We start from the raw sequence: 20,718 nt of genomic DNA on the forward strand, positions 1-20,718 counted from the left end.
ATTATGGTAAAAATGTAAAAAATTGTTCCTGTTACGCATAGTGTTATGAAAATATTTCATGGCGCTTAAATAGCGGCCTTAAATGAACGGAGCCCAGCATACAATATGATACGGAAAAAACAATTTGTTAGCCTAAGTTATTGGTTAATTCTGTGATTGTTAACCAATCAGACAATAAATTGATGCTTTTTTCATCGCTCAATGATAATGTACATCGCGCGTTTTAAGGATAGTTTTAACGATTTAAAAGTGTGGAAAAAATATGCGTATAGAATAGAAAAGAAAAACGTAAATTGAAAAGAAAATACTTGATGATGAATAAGCAATTATATGATTTAGATCATTGCTTTTGGAGCAATAGCTCTTCGAAGACTCTAGTACAAACTTGCCAATGAAGAGCTAGTAATGAAAAGCTATTAAAGTATTATTTAATGGCAGAAATTATTAACAAACGATCCTTTTTCGGCAAGCATAGGATTAGTCGTATTATCCCGAACACTTAGCCAAGCACTATGGCTAGTGGTATTAAATAAAGCATTAACACAATACTTTCCACCGGCATTATTTTGGCTTAAATGATCACGTTTGATATCCACAAGAATGCTGTTTATACCCCCATCATATCCATCAATCCCATTGATCATCATGGTGCCGTAGCGGTTATAATAAACACCCGTTAGATAATCTTCCAGATGAATATTGTTCAATACAATAGGCCCTCGACCTCTGACAACAATTGCATTTTGAAAAACATCCACTGGCCCTAAAAGAGGTATTGTTGAGGACCGTGTTGTCGCTGACGGCAGAATCGCCTTCGCATTTGACAACGAAATACCAGTAATTCGTTTTTTTGACGATGAATCTTTAATAAGGTTAGTCGTTAAATTGCTGATGGTTAGGTGTTGCGTGGCTGAACCTATGTATACGGGGACAATACGTTCATTGGCATTATCATCTTGGTGACCAATGAGGCTGACATCCTCCACTATCATTTGATTAACATTACCATTCCAGCCAGAGGAACAATTAGCGGCTTCGTAGTCACTATAACATGCAGGAAATGAAAGGCCATTCACTGTGAAACCATTGATCCAAACATCGTGTATGCGTGTGCCTTCCTGCGCTTTTAGTGTAGCGATACCGCTAGTTAAACAGGATTTTGAAATACTTTGTAAATCGATATAGAGGTGTTCCACCGACAGCCAATGTTCAAATACTGAGCTATCGTTGTCTTGGTAAGCCGTTGGATTACCGATAAATATCGCGGCACTCATATTGCCACTGCCATTCCATGGGATTGGGCAGGAGCGATATTTCAATATTGTGCTTGCCGAATTAACGCCAACCAATCGCGTTCTATTTTTTACTGTAATAGTTTCTTCGATATCGTATTGTCCTACTCCCAGCTCCAATATACCCATGTCATAGGTTGAGTCCATGGCTTTATTAATTGCTTTTCCGTCACATATACCATCACTGGCAATGCCCCCCCACCAAGCAGCTTGTTTGCGACCAGTTGTGCTGGCAATACTAGCTTTAGAGCCTTGTTTACCTAAAAATACAGAACCACGGCCGTAAAAAATCTGTTTTGCAGGTGCAATAATCTCACCATAGATATTTAATTCCAGCCCTTGCGGAACTCTAACACCCGCCACGCCTTTAAATTCTATTGAGTAACCAGCAATCAAATCCACACTGTGATTGATATCTACGATACCCTCCACAATGATATGGCCTCGTTCTTTTCCAATCAGTGTTTGCAGGCACGCATCTGTATTACAACGTTCAGTCAGTCCTCGATTATAGTGATGAACAGTAATATTAGGTGGGAAGCCGCTGGGGCCTTCAAGCTCAGGTTGCGTGCAACTGTGAGCAAGCTCACTGAGACCATATAAAGTGATGAACAATAAGTGAAACGGCAAGGTTGGCCATTTAAGTTTCATGTATCCCCCAAGATATATCTAATAAAATAAAGAGATACTTTAAGTTGATACCTGGAGAAAAACGCCCCCTCTATTGGGGGCTTTAAAATAAGGATAAATAGTAGTAAAAGTTATTTTTACAGAAAATTATTTCTACTGGAAAAGGCTATTTTTACTCATCAAGAGAGAGATATAAACCAGATTCTGTACCTTCATTAATATCTTTAATGAGTACTGTACCTGATTCACTGCCATCAGTTTTCCATAACTCCATGCCTAATTGACTACGCGCAAAAACATAAAAAACACCCTCATTACTGAACACCTCAGGCTGAGAATTCATGAGACCAGGATAGATATCTTTAACAAGCACAGTACCATCTTCTGAGCCATCTGTTTTCCAGAGTTCTTCACCATGAACCCCGTCGTTGGCAGAAAAATATACGATGTCATCATCGGTTGCGTAAAAGATAATGGATGCTCCTTGTGGTCCGGGATAGATTTCTTTTACTCGCGTTGTACCTGCTGCACTACCGTCGGATTTCCAAAGTTCATAATTATTATTGTTGTCTGCTGTATCCACTGCACTTAGGTAAAGAGCGCCGTTCAAAACCATCGCTTCACCTGTTACATTTAAATTACTGACCAAGCGCGTTCCCGTTTCACTACCATCACTCTTCCATAACCCTGGGCTTGGTGAGCGAACAGAAAAATATACAGTATTACCAATAGCACCCAATAAAAATGGGAAGGAAGACCCGGAGCCGCTCACCATATCCGTAACGAGTTGCGTACCGCTCTGGGTCCCATCTGACGTCCATAACTCTCGACCATTGATACCATCATCAGCAACGAAATATAACGCGTCGCTGGTGGCAACAAATTCAAAGGCTTGATTATTAGTGGATATATTTTTGACCAAGGTGGCCCCACTGCTGCCGTCAGTCTGCCATATTCCACGGTTGACGCCATCGTAAGCAGAAAAGTAAATTCTGTTGTTAAACTCAATAAAACCTGCCGGATTGGAGCTTCCTGGCACAACGATGGAGTCTATATTTACACCGATAGTGTTGATATCTGCCAGCATCCCGGTTCCCACACTGGTGCCGTCAGACTTCCATAACTCTTCACCATTCACACCGTCATCAGCGGCAAAAAATAATGTATTGCCAATGGCAAACAACTCCACAACAAGATCTCCAGAGTCGTCAAAAAAAGCATTACCCGAAGGGTTGATATCTGCTACCAGAGATGTACCCTGCTCGGTGCCGTCGGAGCGCCATAATTCATTACCATGAACACCGTCATCAGCGGGGAAATAATGAACATCTCCGATCGTTGCTTGTGACAAAAAGCCGTCTGAACTGGACTGACTTGCCGAATTAATATTTTGTGTCATCATGGTTCCTGCTGCTGTGCCATCCGTCTGCCACAGCTCAGCACCATTGATACCATCATCCGCTTCAAAGTAAAGGACATCATCGAGTACAACACGAGATAAGAATATATGGGCGAAGTTTCCTTGAGTATTGATACTGTCGACTAAAACAGTACCCGTAGCACTGCCATCAGAACGCCATAGCCCATCACTATTTTCTGCTGATTGTGCGCTAAAATAAACTTCGCCGTTGAGTTCACGAAACATTGCGGGAAACGCGCTACCATTGCCCGGATAAATATCTCTCACCATTACCGTACCGCTATCAGTACCATCGGTTTTCCATAACTCACTACCATGAATACCGTCATCGGCTCTAAAATAAATAGTATTACCTACTTTTGTGAAGCCACCGGGTGAAGAACCAAAACTACTTGGGTCTGGATTAATATCTTTTACTAACACGGTGCCTATTTCTGTACCGTCAGATTTCCATAGTTCTTGACCGGTACCATCAAAATTAGCGCTAAAATATAGGGTATTATCAATGGCGGTTAGCCGGTTTACAAAGGCGCTTGCACTGCCGGTACGAATATCTCTTACACGAACTGTGCCCGAGTCAGAGCCGTCGGACTTCCACAGCTCTTCACCGAGGGAATCGCTGGCAGTAAAATATAACGTGTTGCCAAGTTTCGTCAGCCAGTTGGGCGATGAGCCATCTTGCCCGGGATTAATATCTTTTACTAAAACCGTGCCAGCCTCGGTACCATCAGATTTCCACAACTCAATTCCGTGATCGCTATCTTTTGCCGCAAAAAATAATGTATTTTCCACTACCGTAAGCAAAGAGATAGAAGCGAAATCCAGTTGATTGTTAGGATCAAAATCCTTAACAACAACGGTACCGGATTCTGTACCATCCGATTTCCACAACCTCTTACTATTATCACTATCATCCACAAATGTGAAAAATAATGTATTACCGACTGGCGTGAGCCAGCCTAAGGTGTCACTGTCACCATTTTTTTTGAACTCTTTTACAAGCTCTGTACCACTATCAGTGCCATCAGACTTCCATAAACCAAACCCTTCAGTATCATCTAGGGCTTCAAAAAATAATGAATCACCAACAACTACCATTCGGCCAGGGCCATCGGCAATGGGGAGTGATCTAAAGTTTTTGACCAATTCGCTAGTTCCGTTGGCGCGGTTAAGAACACGTAATTCTTCGCCATTCTTACCGTCATTAGCAGTAAAAAATAGTTCACCATTAAACTCAATAAAAGACAGTATATCGGCATCGGCGTCGATGGTGTTGATATCACGGGTAAGATGAGTACCCTCTTCAGAACCATCGCTTATCCACAATTCCATGCCATGTTCACCGTCATCGGCACTAAAGAAAAATCCAATCGTTATTGGATCTGGTATGGGGCTAACAGTGGGACTCGGGCTTGATGTGGGTATAGGGCTTGAAGTTGGTGTAGGCGTTGCTGTTGGACTAGGGCCGACGCTAACTGTTGGAGTGGGCGTTGGTGTCGTTGTAGGGCTGGGGCTTGCACTTGGGCTTGGGGCCACACTTGGACTGGGGCTAGGCGTTGGCGTAGTGTTAGATCCACCTTGTGACGGACTATCTGACCCTCCGCCATCACAGGCCTGAAGGGTGAGTGTACTCGTTAATAAAATTACATAGGTCAATGACGAAACTTTCATAAATAACCTGTGGTTCCTTTTTTAAAACACTTTGATATTAGCTACTTTAAACAAAGCTAATGGTTGACTATGATCAATAGATAAATATGAAAAGAGCAATATAATAGATGCTTTCAATTGATAATTATGAGTAGGCATATTTCAAGAATTGCCTTCTTGGGTCAATTACCAAATTTTGTAATTACGACAACGATTGATTTTTACACGTTTCTTTAGCTCCTCCATCTAAATCTAAAATCAACAATTAATGACCCATCTGCTTAAGTCTAAAAGCCCGTGATTTTTATGATTCCTCTCACCTCGGTCAATCCCTAATTTTGGGTATATGCTCAGCCACTACCGCCATCCATTAAACATAAAAAAAACAATAAAAAAGCGGAAAAGCTTTTGATTCTGGTCAACACATAAAAACCATAATTTCATACTATATAAGTAAAGAAAACGACTAAAAGGAATAACAAAAAACCTAAAAAAATATATTCTTGTACCATTAGCAAGGAGACAACAGTGAAACCTTTGATAGTTTTAGTTTGTATATTATTAACTTGTGCTTGTGCTAGAAAAGTAGATTCACCGTACGGTTTTAGTTTACCGGAGGGCGATAGTAAAAAAGGAGAAGAGGTATTTTTATATTTTAGTTGCTTATCCTGCCACACACTTGCAGATTACAAAGTAGATGATATCAAGCAAGATATAGAAAAAAGAGTCGCCTTAGGTGGTGAATATAGCAAAGTAAAGACTTATGCAGAGCTGGTAACATCAGTAATAAACCCTTCTCACAAATTAGCAAAAGGATATACCGTTGACGAGATAAGTAACGATGAAGGGAAATCTAAAATGCGAAATTACAATGAAGTTATGACTGTAGATGAACTGGTTAATTTAGTTTCTTTTCTACAGCCCTACTACACAGTTAAGCCGGCAACACATACACAGTATAAAGTATATTATCCTTAAATTTACACAATCATAAAGGTAGTTAGTTGAATATTTTTAGTGGTCGAGTAGTTGTGAAAAAACTATTCATTATCTTTAAGTTATCGTTGAAATATAGAGGAATAAGATTATGAGCTTAATGTCACATGACTCAATTTTTAATTTTGATGATTTATTTGAACATTTTTACCCCGCTTTACCTAAGAGCAGTTTAAAAAGTGATTTTTTCTCTCCTCGAGTGGATGTAAAAGAAAAGAAAGATCACTATGAAATAGCGGTTGATTTACCCGGCGTCGATAAAAAGGATGTTTCCGTAACGTTAGAAAATGGTGTACTAACACTGGAAGCTACTACTGAAGATGAGAGAACAGAAGAAAAAGATGGACGAATTATTCGCAAAGAACGACGCTCAGGAAAATTTATGCGCAGCTTTACCATAGGTAATAATGTGCACGAAGCGGATATTAATGCAAATTTCAAAAATGGTGTGTTAACTCTGATCGCACCTAAGATACAAGAGTCTACCGTGCAATCTAAGAGAATTGACATTAACTAGGAGGCGCCCAAACAAGTGGCACAAGGATGTGCTTTGTTGAACAATAATGTAGTTTTCATTGAGTGCCTGTTAACACTAACTTAAGAGGCGTTTATGGAGCATCGTAAAGGTTCGAGAGTTACTATACATTACCCGGTTACGGTTTATAAAAATAAGAAAAAGTTAGGTACATATCTCACACGTAATATCAGTCTTGGCGGCTTATTTTTAGAAGGCTGTTCACAGAAAATATCACCAGATGAGGTACTTTCTCTTGAAATCAAACCATCAGCTAAAACACTAGCAAACATCACCCTATCTGCAAAAGCCTTTGTCATCCACTGTTCAGCGCAAGGCGCAGGACTTATGTGGATCGACAATAACGATATATTTCGTCAACCACTATATGACTTCATACGAGATTTATCACAAGAAAAGTCTACTCGGTAAACTCTTTGCCAAAAGACTCTAAAGTGCTGGTTTTTCTCAACTTACCTTTATCAAGATATATGTTTATAAAAAACACATAATTTTTTAGCTGCGTCTTAAGTGGATTACTTGCAAATAAATTAAGGTAATGGCTCGCATTTGTGGTAAAGCCTAGTATAGAAGTATTAGGCATCGTATCGCGGTGAAGACTCAATCCCGAATAGCCTAAAATATGACGTTGCTGTTGAAACTGAGCCGCGTTTTGTATTTCTCTAAGGCACCGATAATGCTAGCGCCAGCACTGGCTATAGAATGAACGACAATACCTCACTGTTAGCGTAAAGCTGTTTGTCACGGAAAATAACGTCGCCTGTTGTTTCCATCTACAGCTCTTTTTGTAAAAGGCAAAAGGAGTAAAAGGCAAAGTCAGTCAAATAGAGAGGTTGATCAGAGACAAATTTCTCTTGGCATCACCATGGCATAGAAAAATTCGTCAGGTCTATGTTTCGGTTAATAAAGACACAATTTTCCGTTAGATAGACACTTTTTCGACTTAGGTGAACTACTCACGGCAAGGATCTAAAAAACTAGTGGCTGGCTAAGATAGATCTAGTCTGCCAGGTGATAGGAATCGATCGAATGTGATGTGTTGAGCATTTCTCAGGAAAAACGACGGATTTACATGGCGTCAGTAGTGATGACAAGATTGAAAATATCAGTGCCATCACTTTCGTATAGAGCGCTTGACGATGAAAAGCTCAGGCACTAATAATAAATAAAATAGGTGCCAAACAGATAATAAAGCCAGTAAATTTCTGCCAGACCAATACTTAAAGTAAGATTAGAAATAACTTAACATAATCATTATAATCTATTGATATTTATAGATTTTAATATTTCTAAATAATTATTAGGCATACGCATCAAATCTTTGATGTGGAAACAATTAAAGCAGATAGTCGAAAGGAATTGTATGAGCATCCAGTATTTATAATAGTCTAAAAAAAGAGCTGAATGTGCATTTATACCCTTCCCCTTGGCTTACCAATAGTCTAGGGGCTGTTCGCCCCAACTTAGATCTTTGTAAGATATATCGCACACGAATAATAGATTCTGCGCCGTTTTTTTTCTTTTCGATGCATGGTAACTTTTATAAAAACCTGCAACAAAAACCAGAGATAAAAAACTGCGACAACCACTTGCTTTTGGATATAGGAATGTTAGCCGTCTACCTTGTATTAATGATGACTATGCTGTCATTTGGAATTCTCATCTTACATAAAAAACACTATTCAAACATGTTGGGCTATTTCTGTATCTCGATGGCACTTTATCAAGGCTTGGTTGTACTTGATGCCATCGATATCTATATAGCACCACGCTTATATTTTTTATTACTGGGCATTTGTTTCCTACCTGGGCCTCTTCTACTAGGATATGTGGGCGAGATTGTAGAAAAAAAATTGATCTATTTTCGCGATTTTCTGTTCGTTTTTCTTCCATTTTTGTTGGCCATCTATGTCACCAATATCAATTCCGTCGACGCTTTCTACGGTTTTTCCAATAGGGAGAATTACCTGGAAGATAATTTTGTCGACATTTATAACGTGGTGTCTATCCTTGCTGGCGCCCATATTATTTTCTATGTTGGCCAGTCCATAGCGCTTATCTATGAATATCGAATTCAATGGTACAACATAAAAACCCAACCGCTGCCGCTTACTTGGTATCAAATGGTGTGTACCATTGCGTTTTTTCTTGTGTGTGCACTTTGCCAAGTGATCAGTGCTTTTCTTCACCCCGATGGTGATCCTATATCCATAGGCGACATCACCGCTGTTATTTGGATGGTCTATCTTAATATTATCTTACTGCTTTATCTCTATAAGGCATCCATTGTCAACTTAAAACTCAGCAAAATCCGTTTCTTAAAATCAGACAATGCAGATGGAACCCCAGAGCCAGCGGTGCTTACTGCCACCGAGAGTGAACCACTCAATGATGATGCTCTGGACTACATTTTAGCGGAGATTAAAGAAAACAAATATTTTCTCATGCAAGATCTCACCTTGCAGGAACTATCATCTCGTTTAGAAATAAAACCCTACTTACTTTCAGAGTATTTAAATAAAAATAGTAATACGAACTTCTACTCATTTATTAATGGATTAAGAATAGACGAAGCAAAAAAGCTATTAAAAGAAAAACCTCACCTATCCGTTAGCGTTGTCAAAGATATGTGTGGATTTAAATCACGTGCCTCGTTTTACAATAATTTTAAGAAAAACGAGGGTTGCACTCCCTTGGCTTACAGGAAAAATAATTGTTTGTCATAATTATTAGCCAACAAGATAGACATGAGTTTTTTAAACCGCTTTCGTAGATTTCACAGCAAAACTTTACAAAACTTTATTTGCTTGAATTCGTATGCAATAAATTGGCTTTACACCTAACGTTTACTTTTCCATTGCTACTATTCCCAGAACAATAAAAATAAATTCACCCGAGGATAGTAATAATGAAACGTTCATTAAATATAGCGTTACGCGCAGTATTTCTTCTTCTCTTTAGTCAACTAGCTCATCTTGCTCACGCAGTGCCGAGGACGGCATTTGTTCATTTATTTGAATGGCAGTGGAATGATATTGCTGCCGAGTGTGAAAACTTTTTAGGCCCGAAGGGATTTGCAGCCGTGCAAGTTTCACCTCCACAAAAATCTATTAACGGTAGTCAATGGTGGACCCGCTACCAGCCTGTTAGCTATGCTGTTGAAGGCCGCTCAGGTAGTCGAGCACAATTTGCTGACATGGTTCGTCGCTGTAAGGCGGTTGGTGTCGACATTTATGTAGATGCGGTAATCAACCATATGGCCGCTTTCGATCGACGGTTTCCAGAAGTTCCTTACGACCCCAATGATTTTCATACCTGCACAGACGACATTGACTACAGCAACGAATGGTCAATTCAAAACTGTGATCTAGTGGGACTCAATGATCTAAAAACAGAGTCTGGCTATGTGCAATCAAGGATTGCCGATTATATGAATGACCTTATTGGTATGGGTGTGGCTGGATTCCGTATAGATGCAGCCAAGCATATGCCTGCCAATGATATTAATGCGATTAAAAACCGTTTAAACGGCAACCCTTATATCTTCCAAGAAGTCATTGGCGCCGGCGGTGAACCTGTACAACCAGGACAGTACACTTTTGTAGGAGATGTTACCGAGTTTAATTTTACAAATACCATGGGCCATTATTTCAAATTGCGCTCACCTCTTAGAGAGATAAGCAATATTGGCAGCTGGGGCGGCTGGTTAAACTCCGACGACGCCATCGTATTTGTGGCAAATCATGATAATCAACGGCAAAACACCAACAATACCATCACTCATAAAGACGGCAATAATGCGAACAATGTTGCACATGTGTTTATGCTTGGCTGGCCTTATGGTTACCCTAAAATTATGTCAAGTTATGACTGGAACGATCATGACCAAGGCCCTCCAGGACAAGGTGCCAGTAGCTGCAGCAGCGGTTGGCTGTGTGAGCATAGAAATCGTGCGATCGCCAATATGGTGGCCTTTCGAAATAATACCGCTTCAGAGTTTCGCGTTACCAATTATTGGGATAATGGCAACCACCAAATGGCTTGGGGCCGCGGTGGTTTAGGTTTTGTTGTGGTCAATATGGAAGGTTTCAACTTAAATAATACTTTACAAACCGGTATGCCAGCAGGTACTTATTGCGACATAGTCCACGCAGATTTTAACTATCAGAACGGCACATGTAATGGACCGACAGTGACGGTAGATGGCAGTGGAAATGCATCTTTTAACGTGAGTTTCAGAAACGCATCTGCTATCCATGTGGGCGCAAAAGTTGGTGTCCCCTGCCCTGATTGCAGCGGCAACCCTGGTGGTGGCACAGGCGGCGGTAACCCAGGAGGCGGTGGTGGTTCGCAAACTGATGTGGACGTACAATTTACCTGTAATCAAGGAACAACATATTTTGGACAAAGCGTTTATGTGGTGGGTAACAATTCTCAATTGGGTAATTGGAACCTCGCGAATGCAAGAAAGTTAGACCCGGAAAACTACCCCACCTGGAGCAGCGTAATTAATTTACCTGCCAATACAGACGTGGAATGGAAGTGTGTGAAACGTGACGAAAACAACCCCAGCAATGGCGTACAGTGGCAAGGTGGTTCAAACAACTTCTTTAACACCAGTAACAATGCATTTCCAGAAGCCAGTTTCTAGGTAGGAATTGGCTAACGATTAGTTTTGCAAAAAAAGGCTGGTTCATCCAGCCTTTCTTCATCAACACCTTCATATATTGCCTAGATTTACCCACTAACCATCTAAGCTTGAGTCACAGCAGGTGGCACCCATAAATTTCCCCACTTGTTAACTTTTTCCCGATATTCTGTGCCCGCCGATTGGATAAGGTCTCTATACTGCATACGTTCGTTATCGTCGCCACTTCGGTCATATAGTGATACCGCAGCTCGATGAAAAGCTTCAAAATAAGGGCGTTTCAAATCGCCTTTTACATTGTTATCGACTTTATTGTCAGCACAGTATTGTTCAAATTGATCGCTGACATCCACATGTCTACTATTCGGATCAGCGCTAGCTAGGGATTGCATTGCCTTTGCCGTATGCTGACCAATTGAAGCACTGTAAGGTGCAGCGGTTGTTTGATAGCTGAATCCCTCAACAGCCCACTTTTTATCTTCAGCGACTGGAAAACGTCCGGCCCACTCACCACGTTTTTCCGAAGGAGAATGAGGCCTCATAAAGACAGGCTCCTTGAACTCTCCATCACTTTTCGACGGGCCGCGCAGTAGCGACAACATGTCTCGAGGGCTGCTTAATGGCTCCTCAATATTAACAATACTCGCGCTTAAATTATCTCTCACACCACGAACACTAACGCCACTACCAAGCTCAACGTTATGAGTAGAGTTTTTCGCGGTGTGTGTCCACGTTGCTTTTCTATTTAATAGCTCCGCAGCGGCTTCACCCAACTCCTCTTTCGTTTCTCTGCGGGCGATTTCTTCAAACCCCTCTGGCGAGCCGTCTGTTCTTGGATCAGCTGTTCCTCCTGGTCGAGAAACAGTATCACAATAAGCTTCATTAGTGTCTCCATGTTTGCCACTTATACCGGCTAAAACAAGTTCGACCGATTCATTACCATCTATGGGCTGACCAGACTTAACAAAGGTATCGTAGGCATGGCGAGTTAACAAAGGCTCATTTTCTAATAAACGCTTAAATTCACTGGAAACATTATCAACTCTAACTTTGATTAATAAGTTTGCAGCATTTTTATATAAACCGTCAGGTGATTCAAATAAAGCGGGTGCCTTTGAATTATTAGGAACATACATGGTTCCATCTTTAGAGTGTGTGTTAAAATTTTCAGGTAATTTACCGGGTCTTGGATCAAAGCTAACATCATTTGCACTACTATATTTACGATAACTATCTGGTGCCTGGGCATGAGATGCCAATAAGATATTACACTTCTCTCCCTCACAAGCACTTGCAGCTTGAAGAGCAAGGCCAAGTTTATTACCCGAAAATTGTCGCAAATCGGCAACAAAAGTACCAAACCTTCCAGGTTCACTGCAACCTGCACCTAAATTTTGGAGTTGAGTTCGACACTGCTCTGCAGATAATAGTTGTTCTGTAGGTTTTAACTGTTTAGCAATTGCATCGCCATAGGAAATTGCTCCGTTCTTTATTGGCAAGCTTTGTAAACCTACTAAATCATTAGTACCAACAAAAGGTGATGCTAATTCAGTTTTTCCTTGTAAGAGACTTGGAATAGTCTTGGATGTAGTTTGGTTGTGTCTTAAAAATACCGGTTTTTCTGGTGTTGTTTTTTGATATGAAGAATTCTCATCAGACGAGCCTTGTGTCGACAAAGCGCTAATAGAATTTAATCGGGCTATAATATTTTGAGATGAAGCACTAGATACCATATATACAGTTATCCCCTCGCGAGCTATGATATATTTTATATTATTGATTATTGTGAACAGTTTTATTCATTAGTTCATTTTTTTAATATAATTAATAAATTAATGTAACTTATCGTATTGAACCACCTTGTTGATTAATTCCCTTTTCGTTTAACTTTTTACACTCATGAAAAGAACACAGCGCTTTAGGTGCCAGAGAGGTTTAAAATAGCAGGTATGGCGCAAAAAATATCTTTAAAGCTGTTTAACGATATCAATAATGGTACAAAAACACTGTTCAGTGTTTATACTAGGGCCTGTTCACACTAATTTAACCGCTCCTGTTTGCACTCAAAGGCGCTAATCACCAACAGTAGGCACTTTAAGCGAGGCGCGAAGAGTGTAGTTTAGTCGCTCTAAATGAGCGATGAGTAACGCAGAGTGGCGCCGTTGAGTGCAAACCCGAATAGCCACATGGATGTGGTGTATTAGGGCAGTGCAGGAGCAACTGCCAAGGGCTGGTAGCATTTTTCCGCCTAGCGTCGTTAACACGCACTTATTTATGCCTGTATGGATACAGGTAATTAGAGCAATGCAGGAGCAATTGCCGAGAATAACTAAACGGCGTTTGTGTTGCTAGCTAGTCGAAAAAATGCTTATCAGCAGGTACGATTCCATTAGAGTGAACAGGCCCTAGGGCAGGATAACAATAGAGAATACATCTACTCTAACAGTAAAATAGCTAAATTTAGGTGCCGATATGTCTCATCTTACAATGAAAGATCTTGCAACGCCTAGTGAACACTGGTTTAAAGGAAGTGTTGGTGCCTTTGAACCGGATCAAATTCATAACTACTTGTACGAATTGAAAAATGCGCTTGGCGATATATTTAAAATAAGTTTTTATGGTAAATCTGTTGTGGTGTTATCTGAACCAGAGGCCGTGCGCTATATTTTGAAAAACCGTCCTGGGCTATTTCGCCGAGTTTCCCGTATTGAATCAGTCTTTGAGGATTTAGGCGTTCATGGTGTTTTTTCGGCAGAAGGCGAAGACTGGAAAAAATATCGAAATTTTCTTAATCCCGCTTTTAGACCATCCCAAATAAAGTTATTTTATCCATCAATTTATTTGGTAACCCAGCGTCTTTGTTCCGTTGTTCCTTCACAACAAAAGTCTTTTAATTTTCAGCAACTTATTGAACGCTACACAGTGGATGTTACGACAAAACTATCTTTTGGCTATGATTTAAACACTTTGGAAAAACCCGTTTCAGAACTACAACATAAACTCTCTCTCATTTTTCCAGGAATTAGTAGTAGGTTGAGATCTCCTTTCCCATATTGGGAATATTTTAAATTATCAAAAGACAAAAAAATTGATGAGGCCTTGGTTCTTATCCGTGACTACGTTGCTAAGTTTATTGCAGCGGCTAAACAAAGAATTGAGAATAATCACCAAGCCTCCAATATTTTGGATTCTATGCTAATGGCCGATCCCGAATCAGAGCATGAAATTTTTGGCAATATGATGACGCTTTTGTTGGCGGGTGAAGATACAACAGCCAACACTATTGCTTGGGCAATAGATTATTTAACAGATTTCCCCGATATTCAAGAGCGAATATTTCATGAAATTCGCCAGCGTTATCCAAAAGACGGCCAGTTAAAATGGGACGACTTGGATGACTTTCCACTGACGTTCGCCGCTGCCCAGGAAGCAATGCGAATAAGACCTGTAACACCATTTGCCCAGATTGAAAATAACAATGACGAAACCATATGTGGTTATAAAATACCCAAAGGCACAACCTTCTTCGTCTTACTGAGTGATAAGGGTATGAGCCCTGAATTATTTGAAGAGCCCCAAAAGTTTAATCCTGACCGATGGCTCAATATCGATGAAGAAAAGCTCAAAACTATTGCCAAGGATATGCATCCATTTGGCGGTGGTGCTCGTCTATGCCCGGGACGTCAGCTGGCATTGATTGAAATGAAAATAGCACTTATAGAACTTCTCTACCGCTTTAAATTCACCAAAGAAACTCATGTTGGCTCAACCAGAGACAGTTTTTCTATGACGGTTAAGCCACAAAACCTCTTTGTCAGAGCTACCGCTAGAAACATATGCAAGCAAGAAACTGAAAAGGAAATACCTACGCTAGCATGATGAGAAAATAATAAATATTTTCAGGCTATTATTGTAGTAATAGCCTGCACATTAACGTAATTTTATGAGACCACAGGCGCTAAAGAGAATACATATAATAAAGAAAAGTAAGAAAATAAATACCACGTTCAGTTCATTTTAGTATCTTGCCCCACGAGCAAGAAGCCCAAGATCTACTATATAGCAGTCATGTCCTTGTTTTTTATGGCTACGAAGAGAATTTCATTTATCAATACTGTCGAATACTCTAGACTCTACCTTGAAAAACACGGGAACCTGAGATGTCAGCAGCGAGCATAAATAACTTAGATCACTTACTTAAAGAAAATTTTGGCTTTGATGATTTCCGCGAGGGACAAAAGCCTGTTATTGAAAAACTTCTTGCAGGTCAGTCATCGTTGGCTATCTTTCCGACAGGCTCGGGAAAATCGCTCTGTTACCAGCTAACTGCAACGCAGCTTCCACATCTTACGCTAGTTGTGTCCCCCCTATTGGCCTTGATGAAAGATCAATTAGCTTTTTTACATAAACATAGTATTAAGGCTGCCAGTTTAGACTCAAGCCTCGATTACGATGAATACAATAAAGTTGTCAACGATATCCGCAATAATACACTTAAGATATTAATGGTGTCGGTTGAGCGTTTTAAAAACGAACGCTTTCGCTTACTTATTGAAAACACAAAAATCTCATTACTCGTGATTGATGAAGCCCATTGTATTTCTGAGTGGGGACACAATTTTCGCCCCGACTATTTGAAATTACCGAGGTATCAAAACGATTTAACTATTCCACAAGTATTGTTGTTAACCGCCACCGCAACCCAGCAAGTTAAGATGGATATGATGGCGAAGTTTTCAATTACACAAGATGCCGTTATACAAACGGGTTTTTATCGAGACAACTTACATCTTAATGTGCTACCTGTAAGCGAAAGTGATAAGCCTCAGTTGCTTGTGAATCTCATTGAGCGTCAGGGTGCTGGCTGTGGCATTGTCTATGTGACCTTGCAGCAAACAGCTGAGAGCATCGCCAAGTATTTAACAAATGCCGGATTAAATGCTAAAGCATACCATGCAGGCATGAACAATGATGCGCGCAAACAAGTACAGGATGAGTTTATGTCTGGCGCTACACCTGTAGTTGTCGCTACGATTGCATTCGGCATGGGGGTTGATAAATCTGACATTCGCTTCGTCATTCATTATGACTTGCCCAAATCGATTGAAAATTACAGTCAAGAAATTGGTCGTGCAGGACGAGATGGTGAGACATCACATTGCTACGTGCTAGGTAACCTCGCAACGTTAAATACTCTTGAGAATTTTGTTTATGGTGATACGCCAGAATTGTGGAGTATTCAATTTGTCATTGATGCAATTAAAGCGGTGAAAGAAGGTTATTGGGAAACCCAACTCTATTCCCTCTCCTATCAGAGTAATATTCGTCAGCTAACCTTAAAAACATTACTCGTTAAGCTGGAAATGGTCGGCGTCATTACCCCCAAATACAGTTATTCAGCCGAATATAGTGTGAAGTTACTGATGGATCAAAAAACCATCATCAATTACTTTGACGCTGAGCGCAAGCAATTTGTTAGCGCTTTGTTAGATGCTATCGTGTTTAAAAAAATGTGGGGTACGGTTGATTTTGACAGGCTCTTTAATTCTTATGGCGGAGAACGCAAACGTGCGATCACCGCTTTAGAATACATGCGCGATAAGCAATGGCTGGAGCTAAAATCTTCCGGCACAACAGAAGTATTTTCAGTGGACACCTCGTTACTTCATCAACCTCAACTTGCAGAAACTCTTTATCAGCAATTTAAACAACATGAGCAGAGTGAAATTAATCGTATTAACAAGTTATTAAAATTTCTGCAAAGCACTCGCTGCTTAAGTTATGATTTAGCACGTTATTTCGATGACCTCAATGCACCAAAACATTGCGGCCATTGCTCAGTATGCCAGGGAAATGTCGCTATATTATTGGCACCTGGCAATGATAATGTTATCCCAAAAAATCAACTTTATAGTATTGCCACAACGTTAAAAGAGTATTTATTAAAAGCCAATGTTACACACTGTTCAAATGATTTAATCGCGCGTTACCTGGTCGGTATTAATGTTCCAGTATTCACTAGCACCAAAGCAAAGAAAAATGTTACCGGTTTTGCTATCGCAGAAACTATGCGCTATCAAGATGTTATTGATTTTCTGGATAGCGCCTTATAAAACGTAATAATGGCATTTAGCATGCGTCTTCTGCTAAGGCGGCTTATTATTACGGTTGCGCCGATACCGCGGCCATGCGAATTCCTGCAAAAATGAGAAAACCACCAGCCAATTTATTCAGGGTATTTACCATCCAGGATTTAACACTTCCCTTAGCAATTTTATGACCGAAATAACCATAGAGCCCGTAGGCAATTAAATCCACTAAGAAACATGACACTCCCATAATTAACAACTGAATATATAGAGATTCTTCCAAATTGATAAACTGTGGTAGTAAAGATGAAAAATAAAGCAAGGCTTTCGGATTAGCCAGCTCGACAATAAGCCCCTGACGAAATAAGACAGATAACTTAGATGGTTTGCCCTGCTGCTTAACGGTTATCCCTTTACTGTTGCTAAAGATAACGCTAACACCCAGGTAAACAAGATACAGCACACCAACCCACTTTATCATTGAAAACAACATATTTGATGCGATAATGAGTGATGCGATACCAGTTGCCGACAAGACAAAGTAGATCACATTGGCATTTGCCACGCCTAAAACCCCCAGTAAGGAGGGTTTAAATCCGTTGGCTGCACCTTGGGAAGCCACGGTTATGGCAGCAGGTCCCGGCGAAAAAACGATGATAACTGTAGTTAAAAGAAAAAGTAGATATACATCTATACTCATGTGCACTGTCCGATTTTTGCCCGATTCACAGGTGTTTTTAGTTAATTTTTATCTTTAAGAAAAGTCTTGCCTTTGACCAACCAAGAAATACCAAAAGCGGCAATCGCAATGGTTTCCAGCCAAAAAGTGGGTTTGTATGTTGCCAAAAACTGCTCATCATGCACTCGCACTACAGTCAGGTGTATGCCCATTAGCAACATGCACACTATCATCACACAACCACAAGTGGTGTAAATTTTATTACGCGCTAGCTTTTGTGCCGTGGCGGGTTTATTGGGCGCACTCTTAGTAAATAGATACAGGCAAAAATACGCTAGCGTAGCGAAAAATAGCACAGAAAACCCCACATGGATATCACTGATAATACGGGGAAAACAGGCGTTGACTAATAACTCACAGTCGGCATTGGTAGGGAAAACCGCAACGCCGATGGCAAAAATACAAGCCAGATCTCCGGTCACATCATCCACACGGGTATAGCCCTTGTAGGAAAACAGAAAAAAACCAATGGCGAACAAGACTCCTACGAATACGTCTCCCATTCCTGTGTGGTAGAAAGCACTGAGAGAATTTTGAAAACCCTGATCAAAGATAAACACATTCCCCAATACTAGGATAAAGGGAAAGCTGATACCCAAAATTCCAACAGTTCTGCGAAGGGTTAAATAAGAGACGGCAAGTGCATCTTTATGATCCTGATGATTCGACATGATAGGACTTCCTTTTTATTTTGAAATGTTATTAGAAAAAGTCTCATAACCTGAGCCTCGTAACTTAAACCTCGTAACGTAAAAACCTTATGACTTCAGCCTCATAACATACGCCTGGCGAATAGCGCCTATTAGTCAGCAAATCATATGTCATCTAATAGTATATTTATCAATGAACAAGACGTCATTAGATTTATTCTTCTCAATGGCTTAGTGGATAAGATAGATGTGGGCTGTAGCGTATCTGCTTGAACACGACTACTAATGAGTAGTGGCTATTAAGAGGTTAAACTACCTCTGACCATATACATACATTGGGCTGTTAACCAAAGCATACGCGTGGCGAAAGTACTAAGAATAGAAGGTATTTTTTAAAATCCAAAAACCCTGAAAAACTCGCGCAATAACATCAAGAGCTCCTAGCTATGGCTTTGGCACTTTTGGCTGGTTTAGCGATCCAGAAGGTAATAAAGTGGCATTGTGGCAAGTCGCTAAGTGATACATTGGTAATATCACTAATTGTGGAGATAGAGGGCGCTATATATGTGAACCCTTTATCTCCCAATATCGCTAAAGTCGCACCTATTATTTTTTTCTAAACATAAGAGTGAATCGATCCGTATTGCCCTTAACAGTAGCTCTGCCTACTTCATAGCGAAGCTCATCATCTGGGCGATAATGCATGTCGGCATAATCGACAAATTCAAAACCAGCTTCAAGAATCTCTTTAATCGCTAAAACAGGGTCGATTCTACGTCTATTTTCAGCATTTTCGGGTTCCATATGACGAGCCGTATGATCCACAACACCATATATTCCCCCTTTTTTGAGTGCTTTATAAGCCGCCTCATTCATTGCTTTACGGCCTTGCGCACTGAAGTTATGGTAGTTACGGAAGGTCAATACCATATCCGCCCGCTTCACATCCATGCCACCTATGGTCAGGTCATAAAAACGCGCACCTTCGGGACGATTAAAGGTGGACTTTTCACCACTTACTTTAACTTTATCAAAACCTGGCTTGTCCAACAGGTTTTCTTTTACACGTGTCGCACCAATAGCAACAACAAGCTCACCTTTGTCGGCTAAAACAGGGGCAAGTAACTTTGTATACCAACCTCCTCCGGGAATTAGTTCGACCACTTTCATATTATCTTTTAGGCCAAAGAACTTAAGCGTTTCGATCGGGTTTCTGTTTCTATCTCGTGCTTTTTCGTCCTCCCCTCGGATATCAGCACTCATAGCTTTTTGTAATTTCTCTCTAACCACAGAGAAATCATCAGCCATAGCAAAACTGCTGGCGAATAGGAACAATGCGACGATCAAATGTTTCATAAATTACCTCGAATCTAGGTGTATGTATGGATATAGTCTGCGCGAGGATTATAGCCCGGTCTAGAGGTTGTTAACACATATCAATCCTGCTATTTATTTTTGCAATCCAATTGTTGAAAAAAGCGCCAAATCTTTCCAAGATAAGATGACAGTATAATGTCACTGTGTAGTCATTAACAGATAACGCTCTAACGACACCTATTGATAACACACGTCTTTGATCCAAAGCTCTCTCACATAGTTTTTTCGCCCCACGATTAACATATGAAGCAATATAGCCAAGCTTTTTCATTCCAGGGTCAGCGTTAACAGGTAAATATTGAGCTAAGTCAACAATGCTTACGGTTACAGTCTCACATAGTTGTATTGGAATTACCTGCAACTTACTATAAATCATAAATAATATATTTCGAAAGCTTTATTCATAGCGTATCAGCGTAGCTGACATAGCTACCATGAATTTACTGATACATCGTTGGTTAAATTACTTTTCCCAATATATGTATTACATATATTAAGTATAAAAAACCGTTGAGAGGCTGTTATGTCTAATACAGACATAAATACAAAAAGACATGAAAGGCGTTTGCTTTTATTTATTTTTATTATTTTTTTCCCTCTGGTTTCCATCGCTTTAGTCGGTGGTTATGGTTTTATTATTTGGTTGTTACAAATATTTTTTGGTCCACCCGGGGCGTAAAAAATATTGCTGC

Annotated in this window: 15 protein-coding genes; 8 read left to right on the forward strand and 7 right to left on the reverse strand. The window is 40.2% G+C overall.

Annotated features, from left to right (window positions below):
- Positions 1 to 428: 428 nt before the first annotated feature.
- Complete coding sequence (locus BVC89_RS15530; RefSeq protein ID WP_086932073.1) at positions 429 to 1,943, reverse strand: hypothetical protein; 1,515 nt, start codon at positions 1,941 to 1,943, stop codon at positions 429 to 431.
- Between the two features lie 151 nt (positions 1,944 to 2,094).
- On the reverse strand, positions 2,095 to 5,013 hold the full coding sequence (locus BVC89_RS15535; protein ID WP_103654272.1) for an ELWxxDGT repeat protein: 2,919 nt from the start codon (positions 5,011 to 5,013) through the stop codon (positions 2,095 to 2,097).
- 507 nt (positions 5,014 to 5,520) lie between these two features.
- Here BVC89_RS15535 and BVC89_RS15540 point away from each other — a divergent pair.
- From BVC89_RS15540 to BVC89_RS15565, 5 genes are all read left to right on the forward strand, one after another.
- Entirely contained in the window at positions 5,521 to 5,970 is a 450-nt protein-coding gene (locus tag BVC89_RS15540) for a cytochrome C (RefSeq protein ID WP_216824989.1), read from the forward strand.
- Between the two features lie 109 nt (positions 5,971 to 6,079).
- Complete coding sequence (locus tag BVC89_RS15545; protein WP_086932075.1) at positions 6,080 to 6,505, forward strand: Hsp20/alpha crystallin family protein; 426 nt, start codon at positions 6,080 to 6,082, stop codon at positions 6,503 to 6,505.
- Positions 6,506 to 6,598: 93 nt separating this feature from the next.
- Entirely contained in the window at positions 6,599 to 6,934 is a 336-nt protein-coding gene (locus BVC89_RS15550) for a PilZ domain-containing protein (protein WP_086932076.1), read from the forward strand.
- 995 nt (positions 6,935 to 7,929) lie between these two features.
- Complete coding sequence (locus BVC89_RS15560; RefSeq protein WP_086932078.1) at positions 7,930 to 9,249, forward strand: helix-turn-helix domain-containing protein; 1,320 nt, start codon at positions 7,930 to 7,932, stop codon at positions 9,247 to 9,249.
- Positions 9,250 to 9,431: 182 nt separating this feature from the next.
- On the forward strand, positions 9,432 to 11,174 hold the full coding sequence (locus tag BVC89_RS15565; RefSeq protein WP_086932079.1) for a carbohydrate-binding module family 20 domain-containing protein: 1,743 nt from the start codon (positions 9,432 to 9,434) through the stop codon (positions 11,172 to 11,174).
- Between the two features lie 101 nt (positions 11,175 to 11,275).
- Here the strand turns inward: BVC89_RS15565 and BVC89_RS15570 are convergent, their stop codons facing one another.
- Positions 11,276 to 12,904 carry a hypothetical protein gene (locus BVC89_RS15570; RefSeq protein WP_086932080.1) on the reverse strand — a complete coding sequence of 543 codons (1,629 nt, stop codon included), beginning with the start codon at positions 12,902 to 12,904 and terminating at the stop codon, positions 11,276 to 11,278.
- Between the two features lie 739 nt (positions 12,905 to 13,643).
- On the opposite strand from BVC89_RS15570, the gene BVC89_RS15575 reads away from it, so the two are divergent.
- Both BVC89_RS15575 and BVC89_RS15580 read left to right on the forward strand, forming a co-directional pair.
- A complete protein-coding gene (locus BVC89_RS15575; RefSeq protein WP_086932081.1) occupies positions 13,644 to 15,050 on the forward strand; it encodes a cytochrome P450 in 1,407 nt (468 codons plus the stop codon).
- Between the two features lie 281 nt (positions 15,051 to 15,331).
- Complete coding sequence (locus tag BVC89_RS15580; RefSeq protein ID WP_086932082.1) at positions 15,332 to 17,284, forward strand: RecQ family ATP-dependent DNA helicase; 1,953 nt, start codon at positions 15,332 to 15,334, stop codon at positions 17,282 to 17,284.
- A 49-nt stretch (positions 17,285 to 17,333) separates the two neighbouring features.
- Here BVC89_RS15580 and BVC89_RS15585 read toward each other — a convergent pair whose 3' ends face one another.
- The 4 genes from BVC89_RS15585 to BVC89_RS15600 all read right to left on the reverse strand — a co-directional run bounded on the left by BVC89_RS15585 (position 17,334) and on the right by BVC89_RS15600 (position 20,402).
- Entirely contained in the window at positions 17,334 to 17,960 is a 627-nt protein-coding gene (locus BVC89_RS15585; RefSeq protein WP_086932083.1) for a LysE family translocator, read from the reverse strand.
- A gap of 41 nt (positions 17,961 to 18,001) precedes the next feature.
- Positions 18,002 to 18,670, reverse strand: coding sequence for a hypothetical protein (locus BVC89_RS15590; RefSeq protein WP_086932084.1), 669 nt, complete (start codon positions 18,668 to 18,670; stop codon positions 18,002 to 18,004).
- Positions 18,671 to 19,255: 585 nt separating this feature from the next.
- Complete coding sequence (locus tag BVC89_RS15595; protein WP_086932085.1) at positions 19,256 to 20,005, reverse strand: class I SAM-dependent methyltransferase; 750 nt, start codon at positions 20,003 to 20,005, stop codon at positions 19,256 to 19,258.
- Positions 20,006 to 20,075: 70 nt separating this feature from the next.
- Positions 20,076 to 20,402 carry a hypothetical protein gene (locus tag BVC89_RS15600; protein WP_086932086.1) on the reverse strand — a complete coding sequence of 109 codons (327 nt, stop codon included), beginning with the start codon at positions 20,400 to 20,402 and terminating at the stop codon, positions 20,076 to 20,078.
- A gap of 147 nt (positions 20,403 to 20,549) precedes the next feature.
- Between BVC89_RS15600 and BVC89_RS15605 the strand changes: the two genes are divergently transcribed.
- The gene (locus tag BVC89_RS15605; RefSeq protein WP_086932087.1) at positions 20,550 to 20,705 is read left to right on the forward strand and encodes a periplasmic nitrate reductase, NapE protein; all 156 of its coding nucleotides are present in this window, start codon (positions 20,550 to 20,552) and stop codon (positions 20,703 to 20,705) included.
- The last annotated feature ends 13 nt before the right edge of the window (positions 20,706 to 20,718 follow it).

Source organism: Agarilytica rhodophyticola (genome assembly GCF_002157225.2).
Taxonomy (GTDB): Bacteria; Pseudomonadota; Gammaproteobacteria; order Pseudomonadales; family Cellvibrionaceae; genus Agarilytica; species Agarilytica rhodophyticola.